This is a genomic window from Bradyrhizobium sp. B097 (assembly GCF_038957035.1).
Taxonomy (GTDB): Bacteria; Pseudomonadota; Alphaproteobacteria; order Rhizobiales; family Xanthobacteraceae; genus Bradyrhizobium.
On sequence record NZ_CP152412.1, the window covers coordinates 2252521 to 2279149 of the forward strand.

Here is a 26629-nt window from a genome sequence, read left to right on the forward strand (position 1 = left end):
GCAGAAGTTCGATGCGTGGTCCCGCGAGCCCGCGCATCGTGAGCAGCCTGATCCGGGCGTGCCAGCCCCCGCTCGGATCAGGTTGCGCTGGTCACGTACTCGACAGGAAGGCTGCGGAAGTGCTTGCGCATCTCCGATGACGCCGCGCCGCCGACGATGATCCGCGAGAACGCGCCGATATCGGAGAAGAATGCCGACTTCAGACTGCCGAGCTTGCTCGCGTCGATCACCAGGGTGTTCTCCATCGCGGTCTCGATGACGGCCTGCTTGACGGCGACCTCGTGAAAATTCGAGCAGCTCGCGCCGCGGGTCCAGTGCACGCCGCCGGCGGAGATGAAGGCCTTGTTGATCCCAAGCCGCCGCAGATAGGACAGCCCGTCGTCCGACGCAAAGGACTGCGAGGAGGGATGATAAAGCCCGCCCATCAGCATCACCTGCGTGCCCGGCCGGCGCGTCACGATCGACGCCACGTTCATCGAATAGCAGATCACCGAGAGCTGCAAATCCTCGGGCAGGCAGTCCGCCAGCGACTGCATCGTGGTGCCGCAGTCGATGAAGATCGTATCGCCTTCGTTGATGGAGGCGGCGGCAGCCCGGCAGGCTAGGCGCTTGTCCTGGGTGTGCTGGTCGATCTCCTGCTCGAACGTGTACTTGATGCCGGTCGGCGACGCGGCATTGACGACGTAGCCGCCGAGCAAAGCGAGGGCGGCCTCCGGACCAGCAAGGTCGCGCCGCACCGTCATTTCGGAAACCTTAAGGAGCTCGGCGGCGTCCTTCAGGTGCAGCGCACCACTCGATTCGACCGCGCGGCGCAGCCTCTGCAGGCGCTGGACGCGTGTCTCGCTTGGTCGTGCGTTGGAGGTTTCAGCCATTTTGATCGCCGAGCTTGCTTATCCGATTGACAATGATCTTACAATGTTGTGAGTTTATCAACGTCGATTTGTTACAATAATAACATCCGGTCCGACGGGCTGATCCGGTGTCGAGACGATATCGTCCTCGGCAGGCGGCAACCCGGCGGCAAGATCAGGGGAGGATCACATGTTGCGATCGACACATTCAATCTATCTGGCCACCTCGTCGATTCGCTAGGACCGCAAGGCGTTTCCATGACGCAGAGCGTCTTCATCCAGAATCCGTCCCCGTTGGCCGCGCTGCCGCCTTCCCCGGGCGGCGAGCATCCGCATCAGCAGCCGCGCAACAGCGGCCGCGCGCTCGAGATGGATTGGGTCGACGACATCAGGATCAACCTGTCGGCCGCCGAACGGCGGGTCGCGAGCCTGCCAGGCCGACGAACCGTGAAGAAGGACGCACAGGCGGGGTGGCTGCTCAAGGCGGTCACCTGCATCGACCTGACCACGCTCAGCGGCGACGATACGGCCGAACGGGTGAAACGGCTCTGCGCCAAGGCCAAGGCGCCCGTGCGCGGCGACCTTCTCGAGCAGCTCGGCTTTGCCGGGCGCGAGCTGCATACCGGAGCGGTCTGTGTCTACGATCGGTTCGTCGGCACCGCTGTCGAAGCGCTCGATGGATCCGGCATCCCGGTCGCCGCGGTCTCGACCGGGTTTCCCGCAGGCCTCGTGCCGCATGAGCTGAAGCTGAAGGAGATCGAGGCGTCGGTCCGGAATGGCGCGCAGGAAATCGACATCGTCATCACGCGTGAGCACGTGCTGACCGGCGATTGGCGGGCGCTTTACGCCGAGGTCCGGGATTTCCGTGCGGTCTGCGACAACGCGCATCTGAAGACGATCCTGGCCACGGGCGACCTCAAGACGCTGCGCAATGTCGCCAAGGCCTCGATGGTCTGCATGATGGCCGGTGCCGACTTCATCAAGACCTCGACCGGCAAGGAAGGCGTCAACGCGACGCTGCCGGTGACGCTGGCGATGCTGCGGATGATCCGGCTCTATCAGGAGCGCACCGGCTACAAGATCGGCTTCAAGCCGGCCGGCGGAATCTCGACGGCAAAGGACGTGCTCAACTATCAGTTCCTGATGAAGGAGGAACTGGGCCGCGACTGGCTCGAGCCGGATCTGTTCCGCATTGGCGCCTCCAGCTTGCTCGCCGACATCGAGCGGCAGCTCGAGCATCACGTGACCGGCCACTACTCGGCTTTCAACCGCCACCCCGTGGGATGAGACTCCAGCGATGAGCGTCGCCAATTATTTCGAGACCATGGAGTATGGCCCCGCGCCCGAGGCGGACGGCGAGGCGCGCGCCTGGCTGGCGCGGCATGGCGCCACGTTCGGGCATTTCATCGCCGGCAAGTTTGTCGCGCCGCATGCGGGCAAACACCTCACGACAAGCGAGCCTGCCACCGGCAAGGTGCTGGCGCGCATCGCGCAGGGCTCTGCCGCCGATGTCGAGGCGGCGGTTAACGCCGCGCGCACCGCGCAGGTCGCCTGGGCAAAGCTTGGCGGCCATGGCCGCGCGCGTCATCTCTATGCGTTGGCGCGCATGCTGCAGCGTCACGCCCGGCTGTTTGCCGTGCTGGAGGCGATCGACAATGGCAAGCCGATCCGGGAAACCCGCGATCTCGACGTGCCGCTCGCCGCGCGCCATTTCCTCTATCACGCCGGCTGGGCGCAGTTGCAGGACCGCGAATTCGCCGATCAGGTGCCGATTGGCGTGATCGGGCAGATCATCCCGTGGAATTTCCCGCTGCTGATGCTGGCCTGGAAGATCGCGCCGGCACTCGCCGCGGGCAACACGGTGGTGCTGAAGCCGGCGGAGTTCACCTCGCTCACCGCGCTGCTGTTCGCCGAGCTTTCGGCCGAAGCCGGCTTGCCGCCGGGCGTGCTGAACGTCGTCACCGGTGACGGTGCCACCGGTGCTTTGCTGGTCGAAAATCCCGGTGTCGACAAGATCGCCTTCACGGGCTCGACCGAGGTCGGGCGCCTGATCCGCCAGTCGACCGCAGGGACCGGAAAATCGCTGACGCTGGAGCTTGGCGGCAAATCGCCGTTCATCGTGTTCGACGATGCCGATCTCGATGGCGCGGTGGAAGGCGTGGTTGACGCGATCTGGTTCAACCAGGGCCAGGTCTGTTGCGCGGGCTCGCGGCTGCTTTTGCAGGAGGGGATTGCGGAGACCTTCCGCAGGCGCCTGATCCGCCGCATGGAGACGCTTCGCGTCGGCATGCCGCTCGACAAGGCGATCGACATGGGCGCGGTGGTCGCGCCGGTGCAGCTCGAGCGGATCAAGTCGCTGGTCGAGACCGGGGTGAAGGAAGGCGCCGAGAAATATCAGGCGTCCGGTGCGATGCCGACGGAAGGCTGTTTCTATCCGCCGACCCTGCTCTGGAACGTCCATCCGTCCTCGACGGTTGCGACCGAAGAGATATTCGGCCCTGTCCTGGTGGCGATGACGTTCCGCACACCGGACGAGGCCGTGATGCTCGCCAACAACACGCGTTACGGCCTTGCCGCCAGCGTGTGGAGCGAGACGATCGGGCTCGCGCTCGACATCGCGCCGAAACTCCTGGCCGGCGTGGTTTGGGTCAATGCGACCAATCTGTTCGACGCCAGCGTCGGCTTCGGCGGTTATCGCGAGTCCGGCTTCGGCCGCGAGGGCGGCCGTGAAGGCATGTATGAATATCTCAAGCCGAAGGCCTGGAGCGGGCGTAAGGCCCGCGCCAAGGCATCGCCGCTGCCGACGGCGACCGGTACGAGCGCCGGATTCGACGTGCCGCCGATCGATCGAACGGCGAAACTGTTCGTCGGCGGCAAGCAGGTGCGCCCGGACGGCAATTATTCACGCGCAGTGCTCTCGCCGAAGGGCCGCCGTCTCGGCGAAGCCGGTGAGGGCAATCGCAAGGATATCCGCAATGCGGTGGCCGCGGCGCGCTCCGCCGAGGGCTGGGCGCGGGCGACGGTGCATAATCGCGCCCAGATCCTCTACTATCTTGCCGAAAACCTTTCCGCGCGCGGCGACGAGTTCGCGCGGCGCATCGCCGACATGACCGGCGTCTCGGCAGCAAAGGCGCGCAACGAGGTCGATGCGAGCATCGAGCGGCTGTTCAGCTATGGCGCCTGGGCCGATAAATTCGAGGGATCCATCCACGCGCCACCGCTGCGCGGCGTGGCGCTGGCGATGCATGAGCCGATCGGCGTGGTTGGTGTCGCTTGTCCCGACGAGGCGCCGCTACTCGCTTTCATCAGTCTGGTCGCGCCGCTGGTGGCGATGGGCAACCGGGTCGTCGCGGTGCCGAGCGAGCGGCATCCGCTCGCCGCGACCGATTTCTACCAGGTGCTCGAGACGTCGGACGTGCCGGGCGGCGTGGTCAACATCGTCACTGGTGACCGCGGCGAGCTGGTCAAGGTCCTTGCCGAGCACGACGATGTCGACGCGCTCTGGGCGTTCGGATCGCAGGATGCCTCGGTGGCGGCCGAACGGTACTCGATCGGCAATCTCAAGCGGACGCTCGTCGATCATGGCCTCGCGATCGACTGGTACGACAAGGCCGCGAGCGAGGGCCCGATCCTGCTCCGCCATGCCGTGCAGGTGAAGAACATCTGGATTCCGTATGGCGACTAGGGATGTCACCTTGCGGTGATATCGATCGGGGTCCGGACCGTCAGAGTTCGGCTAGTTTGACGACGAGGGAGGGACGCAACATGCTCAAGGGCATCAATCCACTGCTCAATGCCGACGTGCTCTATGCCCTGCGGGCGATGGGGCACGGTGACCGGCTGGTGGTGTGCGATACCAATTTTCCGGCCGACTCAATCGCGCGCCAGACCGTGCTTGGCCGGCTGCTGCGCATCGACAATGTGAGCGCCGCCCAGGCGGTCGAAGCCGTTCTCTCGGTGATGCCGCTCGATACATTCGTCGACGATGCCGCGATCCGCATGGAGATCGTCGGCCAGGCCCAGGAAGTGCCGCCCGTGCAGCGTGAGGTGCAGGCTGCGATCGATCGCGCAGAAGGACGATCCTGGCCGCTGGTCGGTGTCGAGCGCCATGCCTTCTACGAGAAGGCCAAGACGGCCTATTGCGTGATCGCCACCGGCGAGCGGCGCTTCTACGGCTGCTTCCTGTTCAGCAAGGGCGTGATTGCGCCGGACGGGGAGTGACGACATGAGCAAGCATGGCGTCGCCGTCCTCGGCGTCTTCGTCGTCGACCTGGCGTTCCGCGCCGGCAACATGCCGGCGATCGGCGAGACGATCGCCGGATCGGGATTCGCGATGGGACCCGGCGGCAAGGGATCCAACCAGGCTGTCGCGGCCGCACGGGCCGGCGCCAGCGTGAGCTTCATCTCGCGGATCGGCAGCGACGCCTTCGGCGAGCTTGCGATCAAGACCTGGGAGGCCGAGGGAATCCGGCCGCGCGTGGCCAGGACGGCGAACGCGCCGACCGGCGCTGCGTTCATTTATGTCCACGAGACGCGCGGCGACAACGCGATCATCGTGGTGCCGGGTGCGGCGGGCGGGATCGGTCCGGCCGATGTCGACGCGGTGGCCGACGCCATTCGCGACTCCAGCGTGTTCGTGACGCAGCTCGAGCAGCCGGTCGATGCGGCGCGGCGCGGGCTCGAGATCGCGCGCGCCGCCGGCAGCATCACCGTGTTCAACCCGGCGCCGGCGATCAAGTTCGACTCTGGCCTGTTTGCGCTTTGCGATTATGTCGTCCCCAACGAGACCGAGGCCGAAGCGCTGACCGGCATTGCGGTGGGCGATCTCGCCGGCGCCCGCCGCGCCGGCGATGCATTGCTGGCGAAAGGCGCCGGCACGGCGCTGATCACGCTCGGCGAGCGCGGCGCTTTATTTCATGCGCGGGACCGCTCGCTGCACGTGCCGCCCTTTGCCGCCGGCAAGGTGGTCGAAACCACCGGCGCGGGCGACGCCTTCGTCGGCGGCTTCGCGGCGGCGCTCGCTGATGGCGCCGATCCGCTCGAGGCTGCGCGGTTCGGTTCGGCCACGGCCGGAATCTCGGTGACGCGACCGGGCACTGCGCCCGCGATGCCGCGGCGCGCGGAGATCGACGCGCTGCTGAAGGGATGATCGCGCAATGATGCGGAATGATCCGATCAAGCATGTCTTCATCTGGCCGGCGGTGCTCGTCGTGCTGGCGATCTCGATCTTTCCGCTGATCTATTCGCTCACCACGAGCTTCCTGAGCTACCGCCTGATTCCGCCGATCCCGCCGCGGGTGGTCTGGCTCGGCAACTATGTCACGCTGTTGCAGGAGCCGCGGTTCTGGAACGCGATCTTCACGACGACGCTGATTGCCTTCATCGCCGTCGGGCTGCAATACGCGATCGGTTTCGGTGTTGCGCTGGCGCTGAACGCGCGGGTGCCGGGCGAGCGGCTGTTTCGTGTCGCCTTGCTGCTTCCCATGCTGCTCGCGCCTGTCGCCGTCGCGCTGGTGGCGCGCATGATGTTCAACCCGACGATGGGGCCGCTCAACCAGTTTCTGTCGAAGTTCGGCCTGGTCAACCTGCCGTTCCTCACCAATGGACATTGGGCGCTCGCCTGCATCATCGCGGTCGAGGTCTGGCAGTGGACCCCGTTCGTCATTCTGATGATGCTGGCCGGCCTGCAAACGCTGCCCGAAGATGTCTATGAGGCCGCCGAGCTCGAGAATGCCAGCGCCTGGCAGCAGTTCTGGGGCATCACCTTTCCGATGCTGCTGCCGATCTCGGCTGCGATCGTCTTCATCCGCCTGATCGAGAGCTACAAGATCATGGACACGGTGTTCGTGATGACGGGCGGCGGCCCGGGCGTGGACACCGAGACGCTGACACTGTTCGCCTATCAGGAAGGCTTCAAGAAGTTCAATCTTGGCTATACGTCGGCGCTCAGCTTCCTGTTCCTGATCGCGATCACGATCATTGGCGTCACCTATCTGGCGCTGCTGCGGCCTCATCTGGAGAAGCGCCGATGAGCGGACAGGGCTTGACCGGATTGTCGCCATGGAGCCGCCGCCTGGTCGCGGTCGGCGTCCTCGTCTGGTGTCTGATCACGGTGTTTCCGCTCTATTGGGTGGTGGTGACCGCATTCAAGACGCCGCCGGGCGTGGTCGGCGGGCCGACCTATCTGCCGTTCATCGACTTCACGCCGACCTTGCAGCCCTTCACCGATCTCTATCAGGGAATCCGCGGCGAGTTCTTCCACACCTTCCTGAATTCGACCATCGTCGGCTTGTCGGCGGCAGCCATCGCCACCGCGATCGGCGCGATGGCGGCCTACGCGCTGGTGCGGTTCGAGTTCAGGGTACGCCTTGGTGCGGGCCTCGTGTTCTTCCTGCTCGCGCTCGGCGGCTATCTGCTGTTCAACGCGACGTTCGGATTTACCCGGCCGCAGGCGCTGCTACTCGCGTTTCCGATCGCGCTGATCGCTGCTGTCGTCGCCAACCGCCTGCCGTTGCCCGGACCGATCCTCGGCAATGAGGACATTCTGTTCTGGTTCGTCAGCCAGCGCATGTTCCCGCCGATCGTGACGGCCTTTGCGCTGTACCTGCTCTACAGCGAGATCGGCCGGCTGGGTTTCCAGCTGATCGACAGCTTCGTCGGCCTGACGCTGTGCTACGTCGCCTTCTCGCTGCCGATCGTGGTCTGGCTGATGCGCGACTTCTTCGAGGCGGTGCCGATCGAGGTCGAAGAAGCGGCGATGGTCGACAACGTGCCGAGCTGGCGCATCTTCTTCGGCATCGTGGTGCCGATGTCGATGAACGGGCTGCTGGCGACGTTCATGATCACGCTGGCCTTCGTCTGGAATGAGTTTCTGTTCGCGCTGTTCCTGACCAATTCCAGATGGCAGACGCTGCCGATCCTGGTGGCGGGACAGAACAGCCAGCGCGGCGATGAATGGTGGGCGATATCAGCTGCGGCGCTCGTCGCAATCGTTCCCATGATGATCATGGCGGGCCTGCTCAGCCGGATGATGCGGTCGGGCCTGCTGCTCGGGGCCATCAAATAGCAAAAAACCTTGTAGGGAGGACTAGACGATGTTGCGACGGACGTTCCTGATGCTGACCACCTCGCTCGCGATGGCCTGCGCCGCGAGCCAGGCGAATGCTGCCTGCAGTCCGGATTACACCGGCGTCACCCTGACGGTGGCGTCGCAGACCGGACCATATATCGCGTCCGCGCTCAAGCTCGGCGCGGACGAATGGGCGAAGAAGACCTGCGGCAAGGTCAATGTCGTCGAGTTTCCCTGGTCCGAGCTTTATCCGAAGATCGCGACATCGCTCACGGCGTCGGACGCGACGTTCGATCTCGTCAGCTTCGCGCCGGCCTGGCTGCCGGATTTCGTCCCCTATCTCAGTGAGATGCCGAAGGAGATGCAGTCCGGCAAGGACTGGGACGATATCGAGCCGGCCTATCGCGAACGCCTGATGGTGTGGGAAGGCAAGATCTACTCGCAATCGATGGACGGTGACGTCCACACCTATACTTACCGCACCGACCTGTTCAGCGATCCCAAGGAGAAGGACGCCTTCAAGGCCAAGTACGGCTACGACCTCGCGCCGCCGAAGACCTGGAAGCAATATCTCGACATTGCGGAGTTCTTCCAGCGGCCCGACAAGGGCCTGTGGGGAACGGCGGAAGCTTTCCGTCGCGGCGGTCAGCAGTTCTGGTTCTTCTTCAGCCATGCGGCGGCCTACGCCAACAATCCGAACTATCCGGGTGCGATGTTCTTCGACCCCGAGACGATGGACGCGCAGATCAACAACCCGGGCTGGGTGAAGGGGCTCGAGGAATACATCCGCGCATCGAAGCTCGGGCCGCCCAACGCGCTGAACTTCTCGTTCGGCGAGGTGAACGCGGCCGTGGCCGGCGGCCAGGTGGCGGAATCGATCGGCTGGGGCGACACCGGTGTCATCGCCGCCGACCCGAAGCAGTCGAAGATCTCGGGCAAGGTCGGCTCGGCGATGTTGCCCGGTTCGGACGAGATCTGGAACGCCAAGACCAAGAAGTGGGATAAATTCCCGAGTGTGCTTCCGGGCCCGTTCATGGCATTCGGCGGCTGGCAGATCGCGGTGCCGAAGGCCGGCAAGAACCAGCAGGCGGCGTGGGACTTCGTCAAGACGCTGACGAGCCCCGAGGTGTCGGGCCAGGCAGCGATCACCGGCGGTAGCGGCGTCAATCCCTATCGCAAATCGCACACCGCCAATCTGCAACTGTGGAGCAAGATCTTCTCGCCGGAAGAGGCCAAGGAATATCTCGGCGCGCAATCGGACTCCATCAACGCCAAGAACGTCGCGCTCGACATGCGTCTGCCCGGCTACTTCTCCTATACCGAGGTGGTGGAGATCGAGCTCGGTAAGGCGCTGGCCGGCCAGACCACGCCGCAGGCGGCGCTCGACGCGATGGCGAAGGAGTGGAATCGCCTGACCGACGAATTCGGCCGGGCCAAGCAGCTTGCCGCCTATCGCGCCGCGATGGGCCTCCCGCCCAAGAACTAGCTTTCCAGTGAGACCTCCCGGATGATGCGCGAGCGTCATCCGGGACTTTACTTGCCGTCGACGAAAGGACGGAAAAGGATTCCATGGCGCACGTCGAGATCGAGAACGTCAGCAAGGCATACGGGCCCTACAAGATCATCGAAGGGCTCGACCTCAACGTGGCCGACGAGGAGTTTGTCGTACTGGTCGGCCCGTCCGGCTGCGGCAAGACCACGACTTTGCGCATGATCGCGGGACTGGAGGCCGTCACCAGCGGAACCATCCGCATCGGCAACCGCGACGTCACGCAGTTGCGCCCCGGCTTGCGCAACTGCGCGATGGTGTTCCAGAACTACGCGCTCTATCCGCACATGACGGTGGGGGAGAACATCGGCTACGGCATGAAGGTGCGGGGCGAATCGCGCGCCAGCATCGAGAAAGCCGTCAATGACGTGGCGCGCGTCCTCGATCTGGAGCAATATTTGCAGCGGCGGCCCAAGCAGCTTTCCGGCGGACAGCGCCAGCGCGTGGCGATCGGCCGTGCCATCGTGCGCAGCCCGGACGTGTTCCTGTTCGACGAGCCGTTGTCCAATCTCGACGCCAAGCTCCGCATCGAGATGCGGACCGAGATCAAGGCGCTGCATCGCCGTCTCGCCAAGACGATCGTCTATGTCACCCACGACCAGGTCGAAGCCATGACGATGGCCGATCGCGTCGTGGTGATGAACAGAGGCCGGATCGAGCAGGCGGCCGATCCGATCACGATCTACGAGAAGCCCAGCAATCTGTTCGTCGCGGGCTTCATGGGTGCGCCCAGCATGAACTTCATCGATGGCGAAATCGTCGCCCGCGACGGTGCGCTCACCCTCACCGCGCCATCCGGCACGGCGTTGCGCATTCCGAAGTCGCGTCAGGCGACCTATGCGGGCAGCGTCGGCAAGCCGGTGGTGCTTGGCGTGCGGCCCGATCATGTGTTGCAGCAAGGCGCGCCAGCGGGTTCTTCGGTCCGGCTGCTCGTGAAAGACGTGGAGCCGCTGGGGCCACACACGCTGGTGATCGGGACCGTCGCCGGCTTTGCGTTCACCGCGCAAATGCCGGTCGGCGTTGCCGCTGAGCCGGATGATGTCATCGACGTCGCGCTCGATCTCGAGCGTACGCATTTGTTCGACAAGGCGTCAGGGATGGCCATTTCCTGATTTGCTCTGGCGACGGCAACAGGATTGCGGTCATCGGAGCCGCGAAGTGAGACCAGCGCTCCAGACGTAACCTTCGGCGCCGAGCTAAGGCGACTGGGATTGAGCTCCGGCCGGTGAGCCGGAGCGGGCGTTCCCAGGAGCCGAAACGGGGCCTTTGCCGGCGAAATAGCCCAAGACATTTGGCCGAATCGGTTCCCGCTCGGTGTCTGGAGGCGGCGATCGAGGGGGCTTCGTCGGAAATCGCAGGGCGCGCCGCCCCATGGCGGCTTCTGATGCGATTGTTTTCCATGTTATCACCTGATCCGTCGAAACTGCGTTCGTGCCTAACCTGCCCGAACCTACGAGCCCGGATCTTGATGATGTTGTCGCTGCCCAAGACCAAAATACGCGTGCTGCTGCTGGAGGGCGTGAATGATTCCGCAGTCCGGATGTTCGAGGCGAACGGCTATACCGAGCTGCAACGTCTGCCCAAGGCGTTGGGGCCCAAAGAGCTCAAGCAAGCGCTGTCGGGTATCCATATGCTGGGAATTCGGTCGCGGACCCAGTTGACCGCGGAAATCCTCGAGGCCGCCGACCGGTTGCTCGTTGTCGGCTGCTTTTCGGTCGGCACCAATCAGGTGGACCTCGACGCCGCGCGAAAGCTCGGAATACCCGTATTCAACGCGCCATATTCCAACACCCGCAGCGTGGCGGAGCTGACCATCGCCGAGATCGTCATGCTGTTCCGGCGGATCTTTCCGCGTTCGGTCTCCGCACATGCCGGCGGCTGGGACAAGTCCGCCGAAGGCAGCCGTGAGGTGCGCGGCAAGACGCTGGGCATCGTCGGCTATGGCAACATCGGATCGCAGCTGTCGAACCTCGCGGAAGCCATGGGCATGCGCGTGATCTATTTCGACCAGACCGACAAGCTCCGCCACGGCAATACCGAGTCCGCGGAATCGCTTGACGCGTTGCTCGCAGCGAGCGACGTCGTCTCGCTGCATGTGCCGGAGACGCCGACCACCGCCAACATGATTGGCGCAGCCCAGCTCCAGTTGATGAAGCCCGAGGCCTATCTGATCAACAACTCACGCGGCACCGTGGTCGATCTCGATGCGCTGGCGAGCGCCCTGCGTGAGGGCCGGCTGGCGGGTGCCGCAGTCGACGTGTTTCCGGTCGAGCCGGTGTCGAACGAGGCACGCTTCGTCTCGCCGCTGCAGGGCCTCCCCAACGTCATCCTCACGCCGCATGTCGGCGGTTCGACGGAAGAAGCGCAGGATCGCATCGGCGGCGAAGTCGCGCGCAAGCTGATCGATTATTCCGATGTCGGGTCGACCTTCGGGGCGGTCAATTTTCCGCAGGTGCAATTGCCGGCGCGGCCGACCGGCACCCGCTTCATCCATGTTCACCGTAACGTTCCGGGCGTCATGCGTCAGGTCAACGACGCGGTTTCGCGGCACGGGATCAACATCCTGGCGCAATATCTGCAAACCGATCCGGAGGTCGGCTATGTCGTGCTCGAGACCGACGTGGTCGGCGGCGAGGGCGAGGGGCTGCTGGCCGATTTGAAGGCCATTGACGGCACGATCCGGGTGCGGGTGCTGTATGACGCGAACCGACCGCAGGGCTGATCGGTCGCGTCAATCCGCCGAGAAGCCGAACGGAACGCTCGAGGTTCTGAAATCGTCGGGAAGAATCTCGCGTCCGATCGGAGGCGCCGACCGCGCGGCGCATCGCGGGCGATGGCAGACCCGGCAGGCGACGCCGATCGGGGTCGGCTCATCCGCGTTCGGCCCCTGTCCGTCGCGCGTGTAGATCAGCTGGCCCGCATGCTCGGCGGCGCAGCCGATCGCGATCGCCCGCTCGACGCGGATGGCGCCGAACGCGCCGCCGCCGGCGGTCACGGTGCGGGCGATCGAGAAGAACCGCTGTCCGTCGGGCAATTCCAGCCATTGCGTGACGATCTGGCGTGGCGTCTTGAAGATATCGTGGACCGACCATAGCGGACAGGCGCCGCCGTGCTTGGCAAACGGAAAGCCGGCACCATCGAGCAGCTTGGAAATGTTGCCGGCCGGATCGACGCGGATCAGGAAGAACGGCACCTTCTCGAGACCCGGCCGCTGCAAGGTCGTCACGCGGTGCGCGATCTGCTCGAAGCTGGTGCCGAACTGGCGTGCCAGCGCCTCGAGATCGTAACGGCGCGTCTCGACCGCTTTGGCAAATACGGAATACGGCATGATGAGTGCTGCCGCCGCATAGGCCGCGAGTGCCCTGCGGGCCAGCAACTCGGCGCTCTTGCTGGTGAACTTGCCGTCTTCCACCGCCGCGCTGATCTCGCCTTCCAGTTCCAGATAGGCGAGTTGCTTGGCCAGCTGAAAATTGAGGCCTGCGGTGTCGAGCGAATCCTCGAGCAGCAACTGCCTGCGATGGAGGTCCAGTCGCCGGACCGAGCCGAGCATGACGTTCGGCGGCAGGTAGCGGACCTGGAGCTTGTGGCGCTCGCGAAGCCGCTCGATAAATCCGGCTGGTCCGGCCGGTTCATGGACGAGACGTTCGGCGGCATCGTCGAGGTTGGCGAAATTGTTGCGGCGGGCGGCGAGGAATCGCCTGACTTCCGCAACGGGATCGTTGGCGTCAAAATTCTCCTGACCCGGGTGCGACCCGCCACCCACCAGGTCCGGAGCCCTCCGCTCCGCAAGCGCCAGCTGTTCCTCGCGATAGGCGGTGTAGAGGCGCAGGAACGCTTCGGTCATTCCGGGATAGCTGACCGCGAGGTCGCTGACCTCGAGCGCCGGGATGTCGATGTCGGCAAACATAGGTTCCTTCAAAACCGACTGCATGCGCGCGGTGTGATCAGCGCCGCCGTCGCCGGCGAGATCTGCCAGATCGATCTTGTAGGTGCGGGCCAGGCGAAGCAGCATGTCCGCCGTCACAGGCCGTTGATTGCGTTCCAGCAGCGCGACATAGGGGGCGGAGATTTCGAGATCGGCCGCCATGTCGGCCTGGGTCAGCCCGAGGTCGCGCCGCAGCCGCCGCAGCCGCGGGCCCATGAAAACGGAACGGGCGCTCGAGGTTACCATCGCCTTATCCTGGGTTTGTAATATTCTTACAACAATACATCAGTTTCTTGTAAGTTATGACAAGTTTTCTGCGGCAGGTCTAGCTCCCCGTGAGGCTGGGCTTACAAAGAGACCAGTTATTTCGTCACCGAAGGGATCACGGACATGAACTTCCAACCGCGCGGGATCAGCATCCAGGGGCCGGCTTCGTATCAGAGCGAGCTTGAGGCGGCCGAAGCGCTGCTCAAGACCAAGGACACCTGGAACGGCGTCACCGCCGAGGCCGTGGCGCGCATGCGCCTGCAGAACCGCTTCAAGACCGGTCTGGATGTCGCCCGCTACACGGCTGCGCTGATGCGCGCCGACATGGCCGCCTATGACGCCGACAGCACCAAGTACACCCAGTCGCTGGGCTGCTGGCACGGCTTCATCGCGCAGCAGAAGCTGATCTCGGTCAAGAAGCACTTCGGCACGACCGATCGCCGTTACCTCTATCTGTCCGGCTGGATGATCGCTGCGCTGCGCTCCGAGTTCGGACCGCTGCCCGACCAGTCGATGCACGAGAAGACCTCGGTGCCGGCGCTGATCGAAGAGCTCTATACCTTCCTGCGCCAGGCAGATTCGCGTGAGCTCAACGACATCTTCCGCGCGCTCGATGCGGCCCGCAAGGAAGGCGACAAGGCCAAGGAAAAGGCGCTGATCGAGAAGATCGACAACTTCCAGACCCATGTCGTGCCTGTCATCGCCGACATCGACGCCGGCTTCGGCAATGCCGAGGCGACCTACCTGCTCGCCAAGAAGATGATCGAGGCGGGCGCCTGCGCCCTGCAGATCGAGAACCAGGTCTCCGACGAGAAGCAGTGCGGCCACCAGGACGGCAAGGTCACCGTGCCGCACGAGGTGTTCATCGCGAAGATCCGCGCTTGCCGCCATGCGTTCCTCGAGCTCGGCGTCGAAGACGGCATCATCGTGACCCGTACCGACTCGCTCGGTGCCGGCCTGACGCAGCAGATCGCCGTGAGCCACAAGCCCGGCGACCTCGGCGACCAGTACAACAGCTTCCTCGACTGCGAGGAGGTGACGATTGCCAATGCGCGCAACGGCGACGTCATCCTCAACCAGAACGGCAAGATGATGCGTCCGAAGCGTCTGCCCAGCAACCTGTACCAGTTCCGTCCCGGCACCGGTGCGGATCGCTGCGTGCTCGACTGCATCACCTCGCTGCAGAACGGCGCCGACCTGTTGTGGATCGAGACCGAGAAGCCGCATATCGAGCAGATCGCCTCGATGGTCGATCGCATCCGCAAGGTCATTCCGAACGCGAAGCTGGCCTACAACAACTCGCCGTCGTTCAACTGGACGCTCAACTTCCGTTGGCAGGTCTACGACGCGATGAAGGAAGCCGGCCAGGATGTCAGCAAGTACAACCGCGCCGAGCTGATGAAGGTGGAATACGACGGCACGCCGCTGGCGATCGAAGCCGACGAGCGTATCCGTACCTTCCAGGCGGATTCGGCCAAGCGCGCCGGTATCTTCCACCACCTGATCACGCTGCCGACCTATCACACGGCTGCGCTGTCGACCGACAATCTCGCGAAGGAGTACTTCGGCGAGCAGGGCATGCTTGGCTACGTCAAGAACGTCCAGCGTGCGGAAATCCGTCAGGGCATCGCCTGTGCGAAGCATCAGAACATGGCGGGATCCGACATCGGCGACGATCACAAGGAGTACTTCGCCGGTGAGGCCGCCCTCAAGGCGGGCGGCGTCCACAACACGATGAACCAGTTCGGCTAATCGATCGAACGGGTCAAGGCGACTATCGACTGGACAGGCGGGATTGCGAGGCAGTCCCGCCTGTCTGCTCGTTTAGCGGGGCGACTTCGACCACGGTGACGCGGTCGAATTCGCCCCGTAGCGTTTGCAGACCATCCCCTTAGGCTTACGCCCGCCGTCGAGGTTCCCCCATTCGCTGCCAGCGTGGTATTGCATCGCTGCGACCTTGAGGGCATGCCACGCGATGACTGTCGGGCACTATGCATCCGCCGTCACCAGCTCCGCCGTGATGGAGCTGCTCAGGCCGTTCGATCCCCGCATCGTCGGAACGCTGCCGCTCGGCCTTGCCGTGCCCGGCAGCGACATCGATATCGTTTGCCATGCGCCCGATCCGAACGCTTTCGCGAACATCGTTTGGACCCACTACCAATCGGCCGATGATTTCGTGCTCTACCGATGGGCCAAGGGAACGCGGCCGGCCATTGCCCGCTTTGTGTGGGATGGCTGGCCGTTCGAACTGTTCGGTGACCTGCGCCCGGTAAACCAGCAGCAGGGCTGGATCCATTTCGAGGTGGAGCGGAGGCTGCTTGCGCTTGATGACGGATGGCTGCTGCAAGCCGTCAGCAAGCTGAGGGCCGATGGCCTCAAGACCGAGCCTGCGTTTGCCGCCGTGCTCGGGATATCGGGCGATCCCTATCGCGGGTTGCTCGAACTCGCGGCGGAAACGGACGCCGCGTTGCGCGCCAGGCTCGCGGCGTGCGGCTTCGGCTGATCGCGAGGTTCATTCGCCGGGAACGAGGTGGCCCATCGGCTGTCGAGCGAGGCGCCGGTGCCTGCGACGGGACAGATAGAGCAGCAGACCAGTCACGGCGAACAGCGGCATCATGGCGGCGGCCAGCATGAAGGCGAGCTTGCCGGGCCAACCCAGGATGGCGCCGCGGTGGATGTCGAGCACGCCGGCAAGGATGCGCTCGCCAAACGTCTTGTCCGCGTAACGATCCGACGAGATGACGCGGCCGGTGACGGCGTCGATCCGGAATTCGTCGCGCACGCTCTCGAGCGAGGAATCGCGCGGCCATGACCGCACGCGCACCGCCGTGCCCGCGCCGGCCGACAGGGTCAGCAGGACCCGCCCGTAATCGTTGTTCTCCTGCTGCAGGAACGTGGTCCAGACCCGATCGAAGGCGAGCGGCTTTGCTTCGGCCTTTGCTTCGGTTTTGGCTTCGCCCTTGCCCGCGGCGGCCGCCGCGCCGCGTGGTGGCTTGGGCTGCATCGCCGCATCCGTGGCCTGCGGCCGCGCCAGGAGCCAGTTGGCGCCGGCCTTGTACCACTCGAACGAGTACCACAGGCCGGTCAACGTCATCACCAGATAGACCGGCAGCACCCAGGTGCCGATCACGGCGTGCAGCGAGCGGTGCAGGCCGCGCCCGCGCAGGCCCAGATTTGGCTTCAGCCACATCTTCACGCTGCGTGCGCGATGCGGCCAGCGCAGCACGAGGCCGGTGATCAGCATCACGATCAGGCAGACCGCGGCTGACCCGGTGATCTTGCGGCCGATGCCATTGCCGTCGCCGGGCAACAGCAGCCAGCGATGCAGCTTGCGGACGGTGGCGAAGAAGTCCTCGCCGCGCGGCGAGCCGAGCACATGTCCGTCATAGGGATCGACGTAGACCGAGGACGGCCGCGCGCCGCCTTCGCTGCGGGCGAAGCGGATCCATACGGCCGCTGACGGCTCGCTCGCCATCGTCACGGCGGAGGCCCTGCCGAAGTCGCCGGCCGACTGCAGCCGTGCGACCAGCTCATCCGGTGTCAGCCGCCGCGTCGCACTGGCGTCGACGCGCATGATGTGGCTGTTCAGGCTGGCCTCGATCTCGTCTTCGAACGCCATCGTCGCGCCGGTGATGCCGACCACGGCCCACAGCAGCGCCAGCGCAAGGCCGGCGAGGGAGTGGACCTGCAACAGCGCGGCCTTGATCGGGCGTCGGACATCACTCATCGAACCCGGCCTTTCGGATCAGTGCGATTGCGGCCGCTTGATGCACGGCGATCTCGTCGATGGGGAGAGCATCGGCAGCGAACGATCCGATTTCCTCCACGATCGGCGCCCGCTTTGCGGTCGCCAGCACGGGGTATTCCAGCTCGGCGGTGGAGAAGATCGTCTGGGCCTCGGGCGTGACGAGGAATTCGAGGAAGGCGCGCGCCGCGGCCGGATGCGGTGCGTGCCGGGCGATCGCGGCACCCGTCAGGTTGACGTGACTGCCGCCACCCTCAAACATGATCAGCACCGCCTTCACGGCGTCGGCCCATGCACGCCACTCATTGCCCTCGCGGCCGTCGCGGAGCTGCGCGAGCGCGACCGTGTTGCCGATCCCGATGTCGCAGCGCCCTTCCGCGATCTCGCGGACTACGTCGTTGTCCTTGCCGGTCGGCCTGTGGGCGAGATTGGCCTTCAGCCCGGCGAGCCAGCGCTCCGTCGCATCTGTCCCATGATGTGCAAGATAGGCCGCGATCAGCGCGACATTGTTCTGGTGCGCGGCCGGCCGCATGCACAATTTGCCGCGCCATTTGGGATCAGCGAGCTCTTCATAGCTGATCGCGGCGAACGGGTCGTCCTTGCGTGCGAACACCACACGCGGACGGATGGCGAGCGCGATCCACTGGTTGTTGTTGCCGCGCAGGTTCGCCGGAATCGTCCGGTCAAGGGCAGGAGAGGCAATCGCCTGCGTCAGCCCGCGCCCGGCAAGCTGGGTCGTCTTGTCGAGGCCGATGGTCAGCAGGACATCGGCGGGCGAGTTGTCGCCTTCCGCTGTCAGTCGCTTGACTAGGCTGTCTTCGACGAAGACGGTGTCGACCTTGGTGCCGGTCGCTGCCGTGAAGGCCGCGATGACAGGCGCGACCAGATTGGCTTCGCGGGTCGAATAAAGCGTCAACTCGTCGGCGCGGACCGGGGTGCAGGCGTACGCAAGCGCGGCCAGGGCGGCCAGCAGTCCGATCGCTGTCCGCGCCATAGCCATGCTAGAATTTCACCGTCGCCGAGAGCGAGAAGCGCCGCGCGTCGCCCATCGCCACGGCCAGATTGCTGACGGCCGAGGGATAGTAGACGGTATCGAACAGGTTCTTGACGTTGAACTGGTAGACCACCGGGAACGTCTGGACCTTGGTCTCGTAGGTCGCGAAGACATCCGCGACGGTGTAGGCCGGCAGCACGAAGCTGTTCGTGGCGTCGCCGGGCCGGTCGCCGACATAGCGCGCGCCGCCGCCGAGACGGAGCCGGCCGGGCAGGGTGGTGCCGAAATCATAGACCAGATAGAGCGAAGCGGTGTTGAGCGCGACGTTCTGCAGCGCGTTGCCGGCGAGCGTCGGATCCTCGGTGACGCGTGCATCGGTATAGCCATAGCTGCCGATCATGCTCCAATTGTCGGTCAGCCTGCCGGTGACGTCGAGTTCGACGCCGCGCGAGCGGACCTTGCCCGCGGTGCGGTACTCGACAATGCCGGTCGTGGGGTTGAGCTGCGAAACCAGCACGTTCTTCTTGTCGATGTCGTAAACCGCAAGCGTGCCGGAAATCCGCTTGTTGAAGTCGAACTTGACGCCGGTCTCCCACTGGGTGCCCTCTTCCGGGGCGATGTTGGAGCCGATCACGACGCCGCCGGTGAGCGGCGCGATGGTCGAGGTCGGCTTCAGCGACTGGGTGTAGCTCGCATACAGCGAGACCTCGTCGGTGAGCTTAAGGATCGCGCCGCCGAGCGGCAGTGCCTTGTCCCCCGAGACGTTGGTGTTGGTGATGAAGGGCCGTCCCCTGCCCGCAATCTGGTCGTATTCCATGTAGCGCACGCCGCCGACCAGCGCGAAGCGCTCGGTCAGATGCAGCGTATCCTGGAAGAACAGCGACCACTGGCCGAGCTTGTCGGTCTGGGCGCTGTCGGTGGCGGACACCGTGGTGCCCGGCGTGATCAGTCCATAGACCGGATTGTAGAAATTGAAGCTCGGCGTTGCCTGCCGGATCAGATTGTCGCGGTAGATCGTGCGATACTGGCCGTCGCCGCCGAACAGCACCTCGTTGCGGAAACCGCCGAGCCAGACATTGCCCTGCAAATAGGAGGTGCCGTAGCTCGCATTGCTGAGCGAGCCCTGCGTGCCGTCATTGCTGCGGGTCTCGACGCCGGTCTTGGTGTTGATGCCGGTGATGCGGAGCTGGTTGGCGCTGAATGTCTCGGTGTTGTAGCTGTAGGCCGCGAACAGCTTCCAGTCCTGGTTCAGCCGGTGCTCGACTGAGGCCTGCATCAGGTCCGAGGTGCCCCACACGTTGTTGAAGGGCTCGTCAAGCCGTCGCGTCGCCGGGATCGCCAGCGGCGCCTTGGTCACGGGATCGAACGCCGTGCCGCGGTCGAACGGCGTGATGAATTCGCGGTGTTCGTAGTTGAGCTGGACGGTGGTGTTCTCGCCGTACCAGGCCAGCGACGGCGCCACCAGCATTTCGCGGTGGCGTCCGAAATTGCGCCAATAATCCTCGCTCACGCCATAGCCGATGAAGCGATAGGCGAGGCCGCCATCGCCGATCGGGCCGGTGATGTCGATGGTGCCGTCGGCGCCGTTTTTGTTGTTGGCGAAGGTCGAGCCGAGCAGGGTGACCGAGCCGTGCTGATAGAGCTCGGGGCGCTTGCTGATCGTGTTGACGATGCCGCCGGGATCCATGATGCCGTAGAGCAGCGACGCGGGGCCCTTCAGCACTTCGACGCTTTCCACCGCGGCGTTGAGGCTGCGGCCCTGCACCAGCGGCATGCCGTTACGCATGATCGAGCCGTCGCGGTTGTCGCCGAAGCCACGGCGCATCACCGCGTCCTGGGTGCCGGCCAGAGTGTTGCCCTGGGTGACGCCGCTGACATTGGCGAGCGCGTCGTCGAGATTGCGCGGCAGTTGATCCTTCAGCACCTGCTCCGGCACGACGTTGACGGTCTGGGAGGTGTCGAGCGGCGAGGCGCCGCTGCGCAAGGTGGTCGAGCTCGGCATCGCGCGATAGTGCAGCTTGGCCTCGTTCAACACGGCGGCGGCAGCTGCCGCGCGCTCCGATGGTGTCGGGGGCGCCGGCTGGGCATTTCGGCTGCGCTGCCGTGCCGCAGCGGCCGCCTGTGTTCGCTGCGCCGACCGCGCCGAACTGGCTGCGGGCTTGCGCTTCTGTGTCGGTTGCTCGACCGTGACCGGCGGCAAGGGGACGCTCGATTGGGCGCTTGCCGGCGTCACCGCCGAGGAGATGTCGGCGAGCAGGAATGCTGCGCCGATCAGCAGGCGAGTGCGGCCCTTGTCGGCGGCATTTCGACGGTCGCCGACAACCCGGCCATCAGCATTCACAGGCACTCTTGCACTTCCGATTCACGCAAACTTATTCACGCCGCGCCTCTAGCAGTCGGCGGGCGCGAAAAGAACCGGAGCAGACTTGAATCCCTCTAACCGGATAGGATTTGAATCGTTCTAAGACAATGCAGGGCCCGCGCGCGTGCGCGAGCCCTGCATCTCATGACTTGATGTGACGTTAGCGCGTCAAATGGTCGCGTGATCCTGGTCTGAAGAGAGCGGTCGTTGTCCTGTCACGCCTCAAGCGTAGGATGACTCGTGTGGCGCGATGCGCCTCACGACATCGCGAGGCTGACGGGCGCCGAGCCGACCATCCCCGTGCTAACGCCGTCGCGTGCCATCGATTCGATTGCGCTCCAGTTCTCGCGGAAGATTCGCGCTGCCTCGTTGGCACTTTCCGCCTGGATCGTCAGACTGCACGCGCGTCTCGCGCCATTGCTGGCAAGCTGGAAGTAGAGAACATATCCAGACGGTTCCGCGCTCCGTGCGCCCGACGGTGCCTGCTGCATGTAGGTTTTCCCCAATCGTGTTTTTGTTGCGCCACCCATAGGCAGGATTGGACCGAGATGCGGCACAGTCGTGGTTCAAAATGCGCAATCCGCACGATTGCGCATTTTGTCCGCCGGTGTTGCCGGGATTCAACAGGTCATGGAACCGGCGATGAACAACGGCTGCAACTCAGCCGCGATCACGACACCGTCTCAACTGTTGCAGCATGACCTACGCGTCGCCATCCGGATGCACCATCAGGGATTCCTGGATCGAGGTCGCGAGCATCGACCCAGCGCGGTCATGGACGCGGGCGATGGACAGCCCACGGCCGCCATCGGCGCATGGGCTCTCGGTTTCGACATGCATCCAGGCGTCGGGCGAGAATGAGCGATGAAACCAGATGCAATGGTTGAGGCTCGACAGATAGAGCGGCGCGCGCGCCTGCAGCTCGCGCAGATGGCCGCCGACGCTGGAGAAGTTGAGCCACCAATCCGAGAGATAGGCGAACACCGCGGCCTGGGCGCGGGAACCGGCGGCGAGTGGCTGCCGGCATCTGATCCAGAAGCGCAGGCGCGGCTCTGCCGTCTCGGCCGAGAGCTGACGTTCGATCTCGGGGATGCGGAAATCCATGCTGGGTTTGATGTGCGGCGAATAAGGGCCGAGCGGCCGCAACTGCGCCATCAGTTCGTCGGGAATCATGGTCAGATCGGGCAGGCTTTCGGGATCTTCCGGCGGCGCAAACGGCGCTGCGTGTCGCGGGCCCGGCTGGGCTGCGCAGAACGTAGCCTGCGCGCTCAGCACGGTACGGCCGTCCCCCTGGCTGCCGACGATATGGCGGGAGGAGAACCGCTTGCCGTCCTGCAGAACCTCCGCGTCAAACGTGATGCGCCGGGTCGGATCGGCGCCGCGCAGGAACAAGAGCTGGAGCATCGCCGCCGGGCGATCTTCGGGCGCGCTCAGCGTTGCGGCCATCATGGCCTGGCCGAGGATCTGGCCGCCGTAAGAGCGCCCATTGAGGTTGCCGTCACCGAAGCGGCTGCGATAGCGCAGCGGCGCGATGGTCTCGAGCGAGACCAACGCCTCCGCGGCCTTGTCATCCCACGGATCGCACGCGGCGCCATGCCCTACCGCAGCGTGGATGTCTTGCCCGTCCATCACATCGCCGGGAATTTCTGCGGTCCCGGATAGAGCGGATAGCCGGCGGCGACGCCATATTCGCTGATGCCGAATCCAATCTCGTTGCCGCTTTCGAGCCGGACGACGTGGTCGGACAGCGTGCGTGCGATGGCGCGTGTCGCGGCATCGTCGAGGTTCCAGATGTCGTGCGCGGCAAGGTTCTCGCCGTGGTCGTCGCCATGGGTCCAGCCCTGCAGGCCGCCATACATGCCGGCCTTGAGATAAAATCGCGTCGGCAGTCCGTGCATCCTGACGCGGCGCGGCTCGCCGCGATCGAAGCTGAAGGTGAAGTCGGCCACAGCGATGGTCTGGCCGAGCGGATCGTCGGCCCATTCGATCGCGTGCTCGACCGAGGTCACCTCGCGATGCGAAACCGATCGGTCGGCTTCGCGGCGGAACTCAGTGCCCGAGAGGTAGTGCGGCTTGCCCGGCGTGCGCTCCTTGATGAAGATCGACAGCGCCGACGTCTCGAACTGGAACATCGACCAGGTCCAGAAGAAATTGCGATGGGTCGCGACCGGCGGCCTGGTCTCGTCGGTGCGCATCTCGGAGCGCAGGCCCCAGGAGCGGTCGCGCTGTCCCCACCATAGTTCGGGCTCGATATCGTAGCGCTTGCCGTCGGCGACGATCCAGCCGCGCCAACGGCCGAATTGCGAGACGCGCGCGAGGTCTTCCGCAACGACGCCGTCGCGCTCGCGAAAATTCTGCTTCTCCTGTGCCGCCGGAAAGCTTGCCTTGAACTCGAGCGCAAAGCTGATTCCGGACGGATTGTCGGCGAGCGACAGTCGATGCAGGCTGTTGCCCTCGACGATCTCGATCCTGAGCCCGCCGACTTCGGTCTCCAGCGGACGGGTCCCGAGCCGGCGCGAGGCACGGAAATTGTGCTGGCGGCGGCCGATGGTGATGCCGGCAAATCCGTCCATCACGTTGCGGTTCGGGTAATAGCCGAGCCCGACGTCGATCAGCAATTCGCTGCCATCGATCGGATGCGCGGTGTACCAATAGCGCTCGGTGAAGCGGATATCGCCGCCGCCTGCCTTGGCAAACGGCTGCGGCGTCTGGTGGCCGATGAGATCGTCCTGGGCTGTCAGCATTGTTCTTGTCCTTGGTGTTTGAGCCGGTTCGGTCAGTCGGATGAGAGGCGCGGGATCAGTCCTTGGCCGGGCCCGCGCCCACGATGTCGCCGAACAGCACCCAGGTCTTGCCATCGAAGCGGGCGAAGCGGCGTTCGGTGACCGCCGCATAATCCTGCGGCGTGGTCTGGATCGTGATGCCCGGGAGCAGCATCGGCAGCGCGATGCCGCTGAGGTTGGTGGCCTGCTTCAGCACGTTCTCCCGCGTGAGGTTGTCGCCGCAGCGCTGCAGGATGATCGCGCCGAGCTGGGCCGTGGTGTACCCGGTCACCGCGATCACGTCGTTCGGGTCCATCCCCGGCATGTATTTCGCCGCGAAGGCGAGATAGTCGGTCATGCCCTTGTCATTGGCCCAGGCCGGATCGTTCGGCGTCTTGTAGGAGGTCGTGGTCAGGATGCCGGTCGAGGCCTCGATCCCTGCCGGTACCAGCACGCCGGCGATCGAATTCGCGGTCGAGCCAAGGAAGATCAGCGGCTTCCAGCCGAGCTCGTGGATCTTGCGGATCGCCATCGAGGCGAATTTGTTTTGCGCGGCGATCAGGATGGTGTCGGCGCCGGACGCCTTCAAATTCACGATCTGGGAGTCGATCGTGGGCTCGGTCGATTGATACATCGCCTCCTTGACGATCATCGTGTCGGCCTTGGCGCCCAGTCCTTCCTTCAGGCCAAGGACAAAATCCTTGCCGATGTCGTCGGCCTGCAACAGCACGCCGATCTTGGCGTCCGGCTTCTCGCGCAGGACGTAGCGCGCGATGATCCGGGATTCGTTGACGTAGGTCGGCGAGTAGGGCGTCGTCCAGGGAAACTGCTTGGGATCGTTCCAGCGGGTGCCGCCGCTCTGCACCAGGAGCTGCGGGACGCCATTGCTGTTGAGGTATTTCTGGATCGCGGCGTTGGTCGGCGTGCCGAACGGCGCCATGATCGCGAGCACCTTGTCGTTCTCGACCAGCGCGCGCGTCACCTCGACGGTTTTTGGCGGACTATAGGCGTCGTCGCGCGTTACGAAATTGATGTGGCGCCCGTTGATGCCGCCTGTCTCGTTCAGCATCGTAAAATAGGCGAGCATGGTCTTCGGGAAGCTCGCATAGATCGACGCCGGTCCGCTGTAGGGCGCGTTGGCGCCGAGCAGGATTTCGGTGTCGCTGACCCCTGGCCCATAGGCCTTCTGGGCGTTCGCTGTTCCGAGCGCGCCGGTGAGCGCGAACGCCCACACGGCAAGCGTTGTGATTGGCTTCCGCATCTTCCCCTCCCATGACGCCCTCTTTTGCGGGGCTCGTTGATCCCTGCGGCGGTGCCTTCAAGGGCTTTACCCGTCGCGCTGGCTGTGTAATAATAGACCGTCTGTCCGGATTATCAACTGAAATCTCCGGGCGGCGTATCGGCTTCACGCATGACGGAAACATCCGCAGGCGCGCGCGGCCGCATGGCGGTGAGGAGGAAACATGAAGCTGACGCAAGCGCTCATCTCGGCGGTGCAGTTGCGCAAGGATGCGCCCGGCACCATCCATGCGGGACGGTCGCGAAGCTGGAAGGAGATCGGCCGGCGCGTCGCCTGCGCCGCGGGCGGTCTGCGGCGGCTCGGCATCGAGGCCGGCGATCGTGTCGCGATCCTTGCACACAATAGCGACCTCTATATCGAGGCGCTCTATGCCATCGCCTGGGCCGGCGCGGTCGCGGTGCCGCTCAACACCCGTTGGGCGGTCGCCGAGAACGCCTATGCGATCGACGATTCCACGCCAAAACTGTTGCTGGTCGACAAGGCCTTTGCCGAGATCGCATCAGGCCTGCGCGGCGCGAAATCACTCACCGCGATGGTCTATCTGGACGAGGGACAGGTTCCCAACGGCATGCAGGGCTATGACGAGCTCGTCGCGCATGCGCCGATTGAGGATGCATCCGGCGCCTACAACGATCTCGCAGGCATCTTCTACACCGGCGGCACCACCGGCTTCCCCAAGGGCGTGATGCTGTCGCATGCCAACATCATCTATGAATCGCTGGTCTGGATCTATGCGCTGCGGTTCCGCGAAGACACGCGGTATCTGCACTCGGCCGGCATGTTCCATCTGGCCGGCACCTCGCCGATGATCGCGCTCACGCTCGTGGGCGGCACTCACGTCACGATCCCGAAATTCGAACCTGAGCTCGCGATGAAGACCATCGCCGAGCACAGGGTGGATTACTGCCTGTTCGTGCCGACCATGCTCAACATGATGCTCAATCATCCGTCGTTCGGTAGCTATGATTTGAGCAGCGTCAGGGATTGCGAGTACGGCGCCTCGCCGATGCCGGATGCGCTGCTGGTCAAGCTGATGCGCGTGCTGCCGAGCTGGCGCTTTCACCAGGGCTACGGCATGACCGAGAGCGCGGCGCTGGCGACGATCCTGCCCTGGGAGTACCACGCGCTGGAAGGGCCGCTGGCGGGCAAGCGCAAATCGGCAGGGCGGGCAGCGCCCGGCGTCGAAGTCCGCATCATCGATCTCGCGGGCAACGAGGTTCCGCGCGGCACCGTCGGCGAGATCGCGATCCGCGGCGCCGGCGTGATGCTCGGATACTGGCGCAAGCCGGAAGAGAGCGCGCGGGTGCTGCGCAACGGCTGGCTGCACACCGGCGACGGCGCCTGGATGGACGAGGACGGCTTTGTCTATATCGTCGATCGCCTCAAGGACATGATCGTCTCCGGCGGCGAGAACGTCTATTCCGGCGAGGTGGAGAACGCGATCTTCCAGCACGAGCAAGTCAGGGAATGCGCTGTCATCGCGGTGCCCGATCCGCAATGGGGCGAGGCGGTGCACGCGATCGTGGTGCCGAAGGACGGCGCGCGGCTCGATTCGGACATGGTGATCGCGCATTGCCGCACCCTGATCGCGGGCTACAAATGCCCGCGTTCGGTCGACATCCGCCTCGAGCCGTTGCCGCTGACCGGCTCCGGCAAGATCATGAAGTCGGCGCTGCGCGAGGAGAAGTGGCAGGGCTATACGAGGTCGGTCAATTGATGCAGGACGCTGCCAAACGATCCGATGATGCGCCGGCCGCGCCGGAGCCTGTTCGTCCGATCACAGTTAATGACGATGCAGTGCGCGC

The 26629-nt window shown here is 64.7% G+C and carries 21 protein-coding genes; 12 read left to right on the plus strand and 9 right to left on the minus strand.

Annotated elements, in window-relative coordinates; genetic code table 11:
- Positions 1-77 precede the first annotated feature (77 nt).
- Positions 78-872, minus strand: a complete 795-nt coding sequence (locus AAFG07_RS10450; protein WP_342727192.1) for a DeoR/GlpR family DNA-binding transcription regulator — start codon at positions 870-872, stop codon at positions 78-80.
- Between the two features lie 348 nt (positions 873-1220).
- Between AAFG07_RS10450 and deoC the strand changes: the two genes are divergently transcribed.
- The 9 genes from deoC (at position 1221) to serA (ending at position 12191) form a co-directional block, all read left to right on the plus strand.
- The gene (deoC, locus tag AAFG07_RS10455) at positions 1221-2138 is read left to right on the plus strand and encodes a deoxyribose-phosphate aldolase (RefSeq protein ID WP_342729116.1); all 918 of its coding nucleotides are present in this window, start codon (positions 1221-1223) and stop codon (positions 2136-2138) included.
- A gap of 10 nt (positions 2139-2148) precedes the next feature.
- A complete protein-coding gene (locus AAFG07_RS10460; protein ID WP_342727193.1) occupies positions 2149-4536 on the plus strand; it encodes an aldehyde dehydrogenase family protein in 2388 nt (795 codons plus the stop codon).
- An 80-nt stretch (positions 4537-4616) separates the two neighbouring features.
- Positions 4617-5072, plus strand: coding sequence for an RbsD/FucU family protein (locus AAFG07_RS10465; protein ID WP_342727194.1), 456 nt, complete (start codon positions 4617-4619; stop codon positions 5070-5072).
- A 4-nt stretch (positions 5073-5076) separates the two neighbouring features.
- Positions 5077-6000 carry a ribokinase gene (locus AAFG07_RS10470; protein WP_342727195.1) on the plus strand — a complete coding sequence of 308 codons (924 nt, stop codon included), beginning with the start codon at positions 5077-5079 and terminating at the stop codon, positions 5998-6000.
- A gap of 7 nt (positions 6001-6007) precedes the next feature.
- Positions 6008-6883, plus strand: a complete 876-nt coding sequence (locus AAFG07_RS10475; protein ID WP_298365488.1) for a sugar ABC transporter permease — start codon at positions 6008-6010, stop codon at positions 6881-6883.
- Positions 6880-7917 (plus strand): carbohydrate ABC transporter permease, encoded by a 1038-nt coding sequence (locus AAFG07_RS10480; protein ID WP_342727196.1) that lies wholly within the window; start codon positions 6880-6882, stop codon positions 7915-7917. The genes AAFG07_RS10475 and AAFG07_RS10480 overlap by 4 nt, the downstream gene beginning before the upstream one ends.
- A gap of 49 nt (positions 7918-7966) precedes the next feature.
- Complete coding sequence (locus AAFG07_RS10485; RefSeq protein WP_312000884.1) at positions 7967-9406, plus strand: extracellular solute-binding protein; 1440 nt, start codon at positions 7967-7969, stop codon at positions 9404-9406.
- An 83-nt stretch (positions 9407-9489) separates the two neighbouring features.
- Positions 9490-10581, plus strand: coding sequence for a sn-glycerol-3-phosphate ABC transporter ATP-binding protein UgpC (gene ugpC, locus AAFG07_RS10490; RefSeq protein ID WP_342727197.1), 1092 nt, complete (start codon positions 9490-9492; stop codon positions 10579-10581).
- Between the two features lie 356 nt (positions 10582-10937).
- A complete protein-coding gene (gene serA, locus AAFG07_RS10495) occupies positions 10938-12191 on the plus strand; it encodes a phosphoglycerate dehydrogenase (protein WP_342729117.1) in 1254 nt (417 codons plus the stop codon).
- A 9-nt stretch (positions 12192-12200) separates the two neighbouring features.
- On the opposite strand, the gene AAFG07_RS10500 is transcribed toward serA, so the two are convergent.
- On the minus strand, positions 12201-13640 hold the full coding sequence (locus AAFG07_RS10500; protein ID WP_342727198.1) for a short-chain fatty acyl-CoA regulator family protein: 1440 nt from the start codon (positions 13638-13640) through the stop codon (positions 12201-12203).
- A gap of 144 nt (positions 13641-13784) precedes the next feature.
- Here AAFG07_RS10500 and AAFG07_RS10505 point away from each other — a divergent pair, with 144 nt between their 5' ends.
- Together AAFG07_RS10505 and AAFG07_RS10510 are read left to right on the plus strand one after the other, a co-directional pair.
- Entirely contained in the window at positions 13785-15413 is a 1629-nt protein-coding gene (locus AAFG07_RS10505; RefSeq protein WP_342727199.1) for an isocitrate lyase, read from the plus strand.
- Positions 15414-15636: 223 nt separating this feature from the next.
- Positions 15637-16164 (plus strand): DUF4269 domain-containing protein, encoded by a 528-nt coding sequence (locus tag AAFG07_RS10510; protein ID WP_342727200.1) that lies wholly within the window; start codon positions 15637-15639, stop codon positions 16162-16164.
- Between the two features lie 9 nt (positions 16165-16173).
- Here the strand turns inward: AAFG07_RS10510 and AAFG07_RS10515 are convergent, their stop codons facing one another.
- From AAFG07_RS10515 to AAFG07_RS10545, 7 genes are all read right to left on the minus strand, one after another.
- The gene (locus tag AAFG07_RS10515) at positions 16174-17388 is read right to left on the minus strand and encodes a PepSY-associated TM helix domain-containing protein (protein ID WP_342727201.1); all 1215 of its coding nucleotides are present in this window, start codon (positions 17386-17388) and stop codon (positions 16174-16176) included.
- Entirely contained in the window at positions 17381-18406 is a 1026-nt protein-coding gene (locus AAFG07_RS10520; RefSeq protein WP_342727202.1) for an extracellular solute-binding protein, read from the minus strand. Before AAFG07_RS10520 ends, AAFG07_RS10515 begins: the two co-directional genes overlap by 8 nt.
- Position 18407: 1 nt before the next feature.
- On the minus strand, positions 18408-20633 hold the full coding sequence (locus tag AAFG07_RS10525) for a TonB-dependent siderophore receptor (protein ID WP_342729118.1): 2226 nt from the start codon (positions 20631-20633) through the stop codon (positions 18408-18410).
- 386 nt (positions 20634-21019) lie between these two features.
- Positions 21020-21253 carry a hypothetical protein gene (locus AAFG07_RS10530; RefSeq protein WP_173641314.1) on the minus strand — a complete coding sequence of 78 codons (234 nt, stop codon included), beginning with the start codon at positions 21251-21253 and terminating at the stop codon, positions 21020-21022.
- Between the two features lie 211 nt (positions 21254-21464).
- A complete protein-coding gene (locus tag AAFG07_RS10535) occupies positions 21465-22391 on the minus strand; it encodes an acyl-CoA thioesterase domain-containing protein (protein ID WP_342727203.1) in 927 nt (308 codons plus the stop codon).
- The gene (locus AAFG07_RS10540; RefSeq protein WP_342727204.1) at positions 22391-23506 is read right to left on the minus strand and encodes a hypothetical protein; all 1116 of its coding nucleotides are present in this window, start codon (positions 23504-23506) and stop codon (positions 22391-22393) included. The genes AAFG07_RS10535 and AAFG07_RS10540 overlap by 1 nt, the downstream gene beginning before the upstream one ends.
- Before the next feature lie 55 nt (positions 23507-23561).
- Positions 23562-24785: an ABC transporter substrate-binding protein gene (locus tag AAFG07_RS10545; protein ID WP_342727205.1), complete on the minus strand. Its 1224-nt coding sequence runs from the start codon at positions 24783-24785 to the stop codon at positions 23562-23564.
- 202 nt (positions 24786-24987) lie between these two features.
- On the opposite strand from AAFG07_RS10545, the gene AAFG07_RS10550 reads away from it, so the two are divergent.
- Positions 24988-26541: a long-chain fatty acid--CoA ligase gene (locus AAFG07_RS10550; RefSeq protein ID WP_342727206.1), complete on the plus strand. Its 1554-nt coding sequence runs from the start codon at positions 24988-24990 to the stop codon at positions 26539-26541.
- Positions 26542-26629 lie beyond the last annotated feature (88 nt).

What these genes read in the sequence shown, in the direction of transcription:
- AAFG07_RS10505 (WP_342727199.1), top strand. Translation starts at nt 13,785, where the DNA reads ATGAACTTCCAACCGCGCGGGATCAGCATCCAGGGGCCGGCTTCGTAT.
- AAFG07_RS10510 (WP_342727200.1), top strand. Translation starts at nt 15,637, where the DNA reads ATGACTGTCGGGCACTATGCATCCGCCGTCACCAGCTCCGCCGTGATG.
- AAFG07_RS10535 (WP_342727203.1), bottom strand. Translation starts at nt 22,391, where the DNA reads ATGGACGGGCAAGACATCCACGCTGCGGTAGGGCATGGCGCCGCGTGC.
- AAFG07_RS10475 (WP_298365488.1), top strand. Translation starts at nt 6,008, where the DNA reads ATGATGCGGAATGATCCGATCAAGCATGTCTTCATCTGGCCGGCGGTG.
- AAFG07_RS10530 (WP_173641314.1), bottom strand. Translation starts at nt 21,253, where the DNA reads ATGCAGCAGGCACCGTCGGGCGCACGGAGCGCGGAACCGTCTGGATAT.
- ugpC (WP_342727197.1), top strand. Translation starts at nt 9,490, where the DNA reads ATGGCGCACGTCGAGATCGAGAACGTCAGCAAGGCATACGGGCCCTAC.
- AAFG07_RS10470 (WP_342727195.1), top strand. Translation starts at nt 5,077, where the DNA reads ATGAGCAAGCATGGCGTCGCCGTCCTCGGCGTCTTCGTCGTCGACCTG.
- AAFG07_RS10450 (WP_342727192.1), bottom strand. Translation starts at nt 872, where the DNA reads ATGGCTGAAACCTCCAACGCACGACCAAGCGAGACACGCGTCCAGCGC.
- AAFG07_RS10550 (WP_342727206.1), top strand. Translation starts at nt 24,988, where the DNA reads ATGAAGCTGACGCAAGCGCTCATCTCGGCGGTGCAGTTGCGCAAGGAT.
- AAFG07_RS10500 (WP_342727198.1), bottom strand. Translation starts at nt 13,640, where the DNA reads ATGGTAACCTCGAGCGCCCGTTCCGTTTTCATGGGCCCGCGGCTGCGG.
- AAFG07_RS10485 (WP_312000884.1), top strand. Translation starts at nt 7,967, where the DNA reads ATGCTGACCACCTCGCTCGCGATGGCCTGCGCCGCGAGCCAGGCGAAT.
- deoC (WP_342729116.1), top strand. Translation starts at nt 1,221, where the DNA reads ATGGATTGGGTCGACGACATCAGGATCAACCTGTCGGCCGCCGAACGG.
- serA (WP_342729117.1), top strand. Translation starts at nt 10,938, where the DNA reads ATGATGTTGTCGCTGCCCAAGACCAAAATACGCGTGCTGCTGCTGGAG.
- AAFG07_RS10540 (WP_342727204.1), bottom strand. Translation starts at nt 23,506, where the DNA reads ATGCTGACAGCCCAGGACGATCTCATCGGCCACCAGACGCCGCAGCCG.
- AAFG07_RS10545 (WP_342727205.1), bottom strand. Translation starts at nt 24,785, where the DNA reads ATGCGGAAGCCAATCACAACGCTTGCCGTGTGGGCGTTCGCGCTCACC.
- AAFG07_RS10520 (WP_342727202.1), bottom strand. Translation starts at nt 18,406, where the DNA reads ATGGCTATGGCGCGGACAGCGATCGGACTGCTGGCCGCCCTGGCCGCG.
- AAFG07_RS10480 (WP_342727196.1), top strand. Translation starts at nt 6,880, where the DNA reads ATGAGCGGACAGGGCTTGACCGGATTGTCGCCATGGAGCCGCCGCCTG.
- AAFG07_RS10460 (WP_342727193.1), top strand. Translation starts at nt 2,149, where the DNA reads ATGAGCGTCGCCAATTATTTCGAGACCATGGAGTATGGCCCCGCGCCC.
- AAFG07_RS10515 (WP_342727201.1), bottom strand. Translation starts at nt 17,388, where the DNA reads ATGAGTGATGTCCGACGCCCGATCAAGGCCGCGCTGTTGCAGGTCCAC.
- AAFG07_RS10465 (WP_342727194.1), top strand. Translation starts at nt 4,617, where the DNA reads ATGCTCAAGGGCATCAATCCACTGCTCAATGCCGACGTGCTCTATGCC.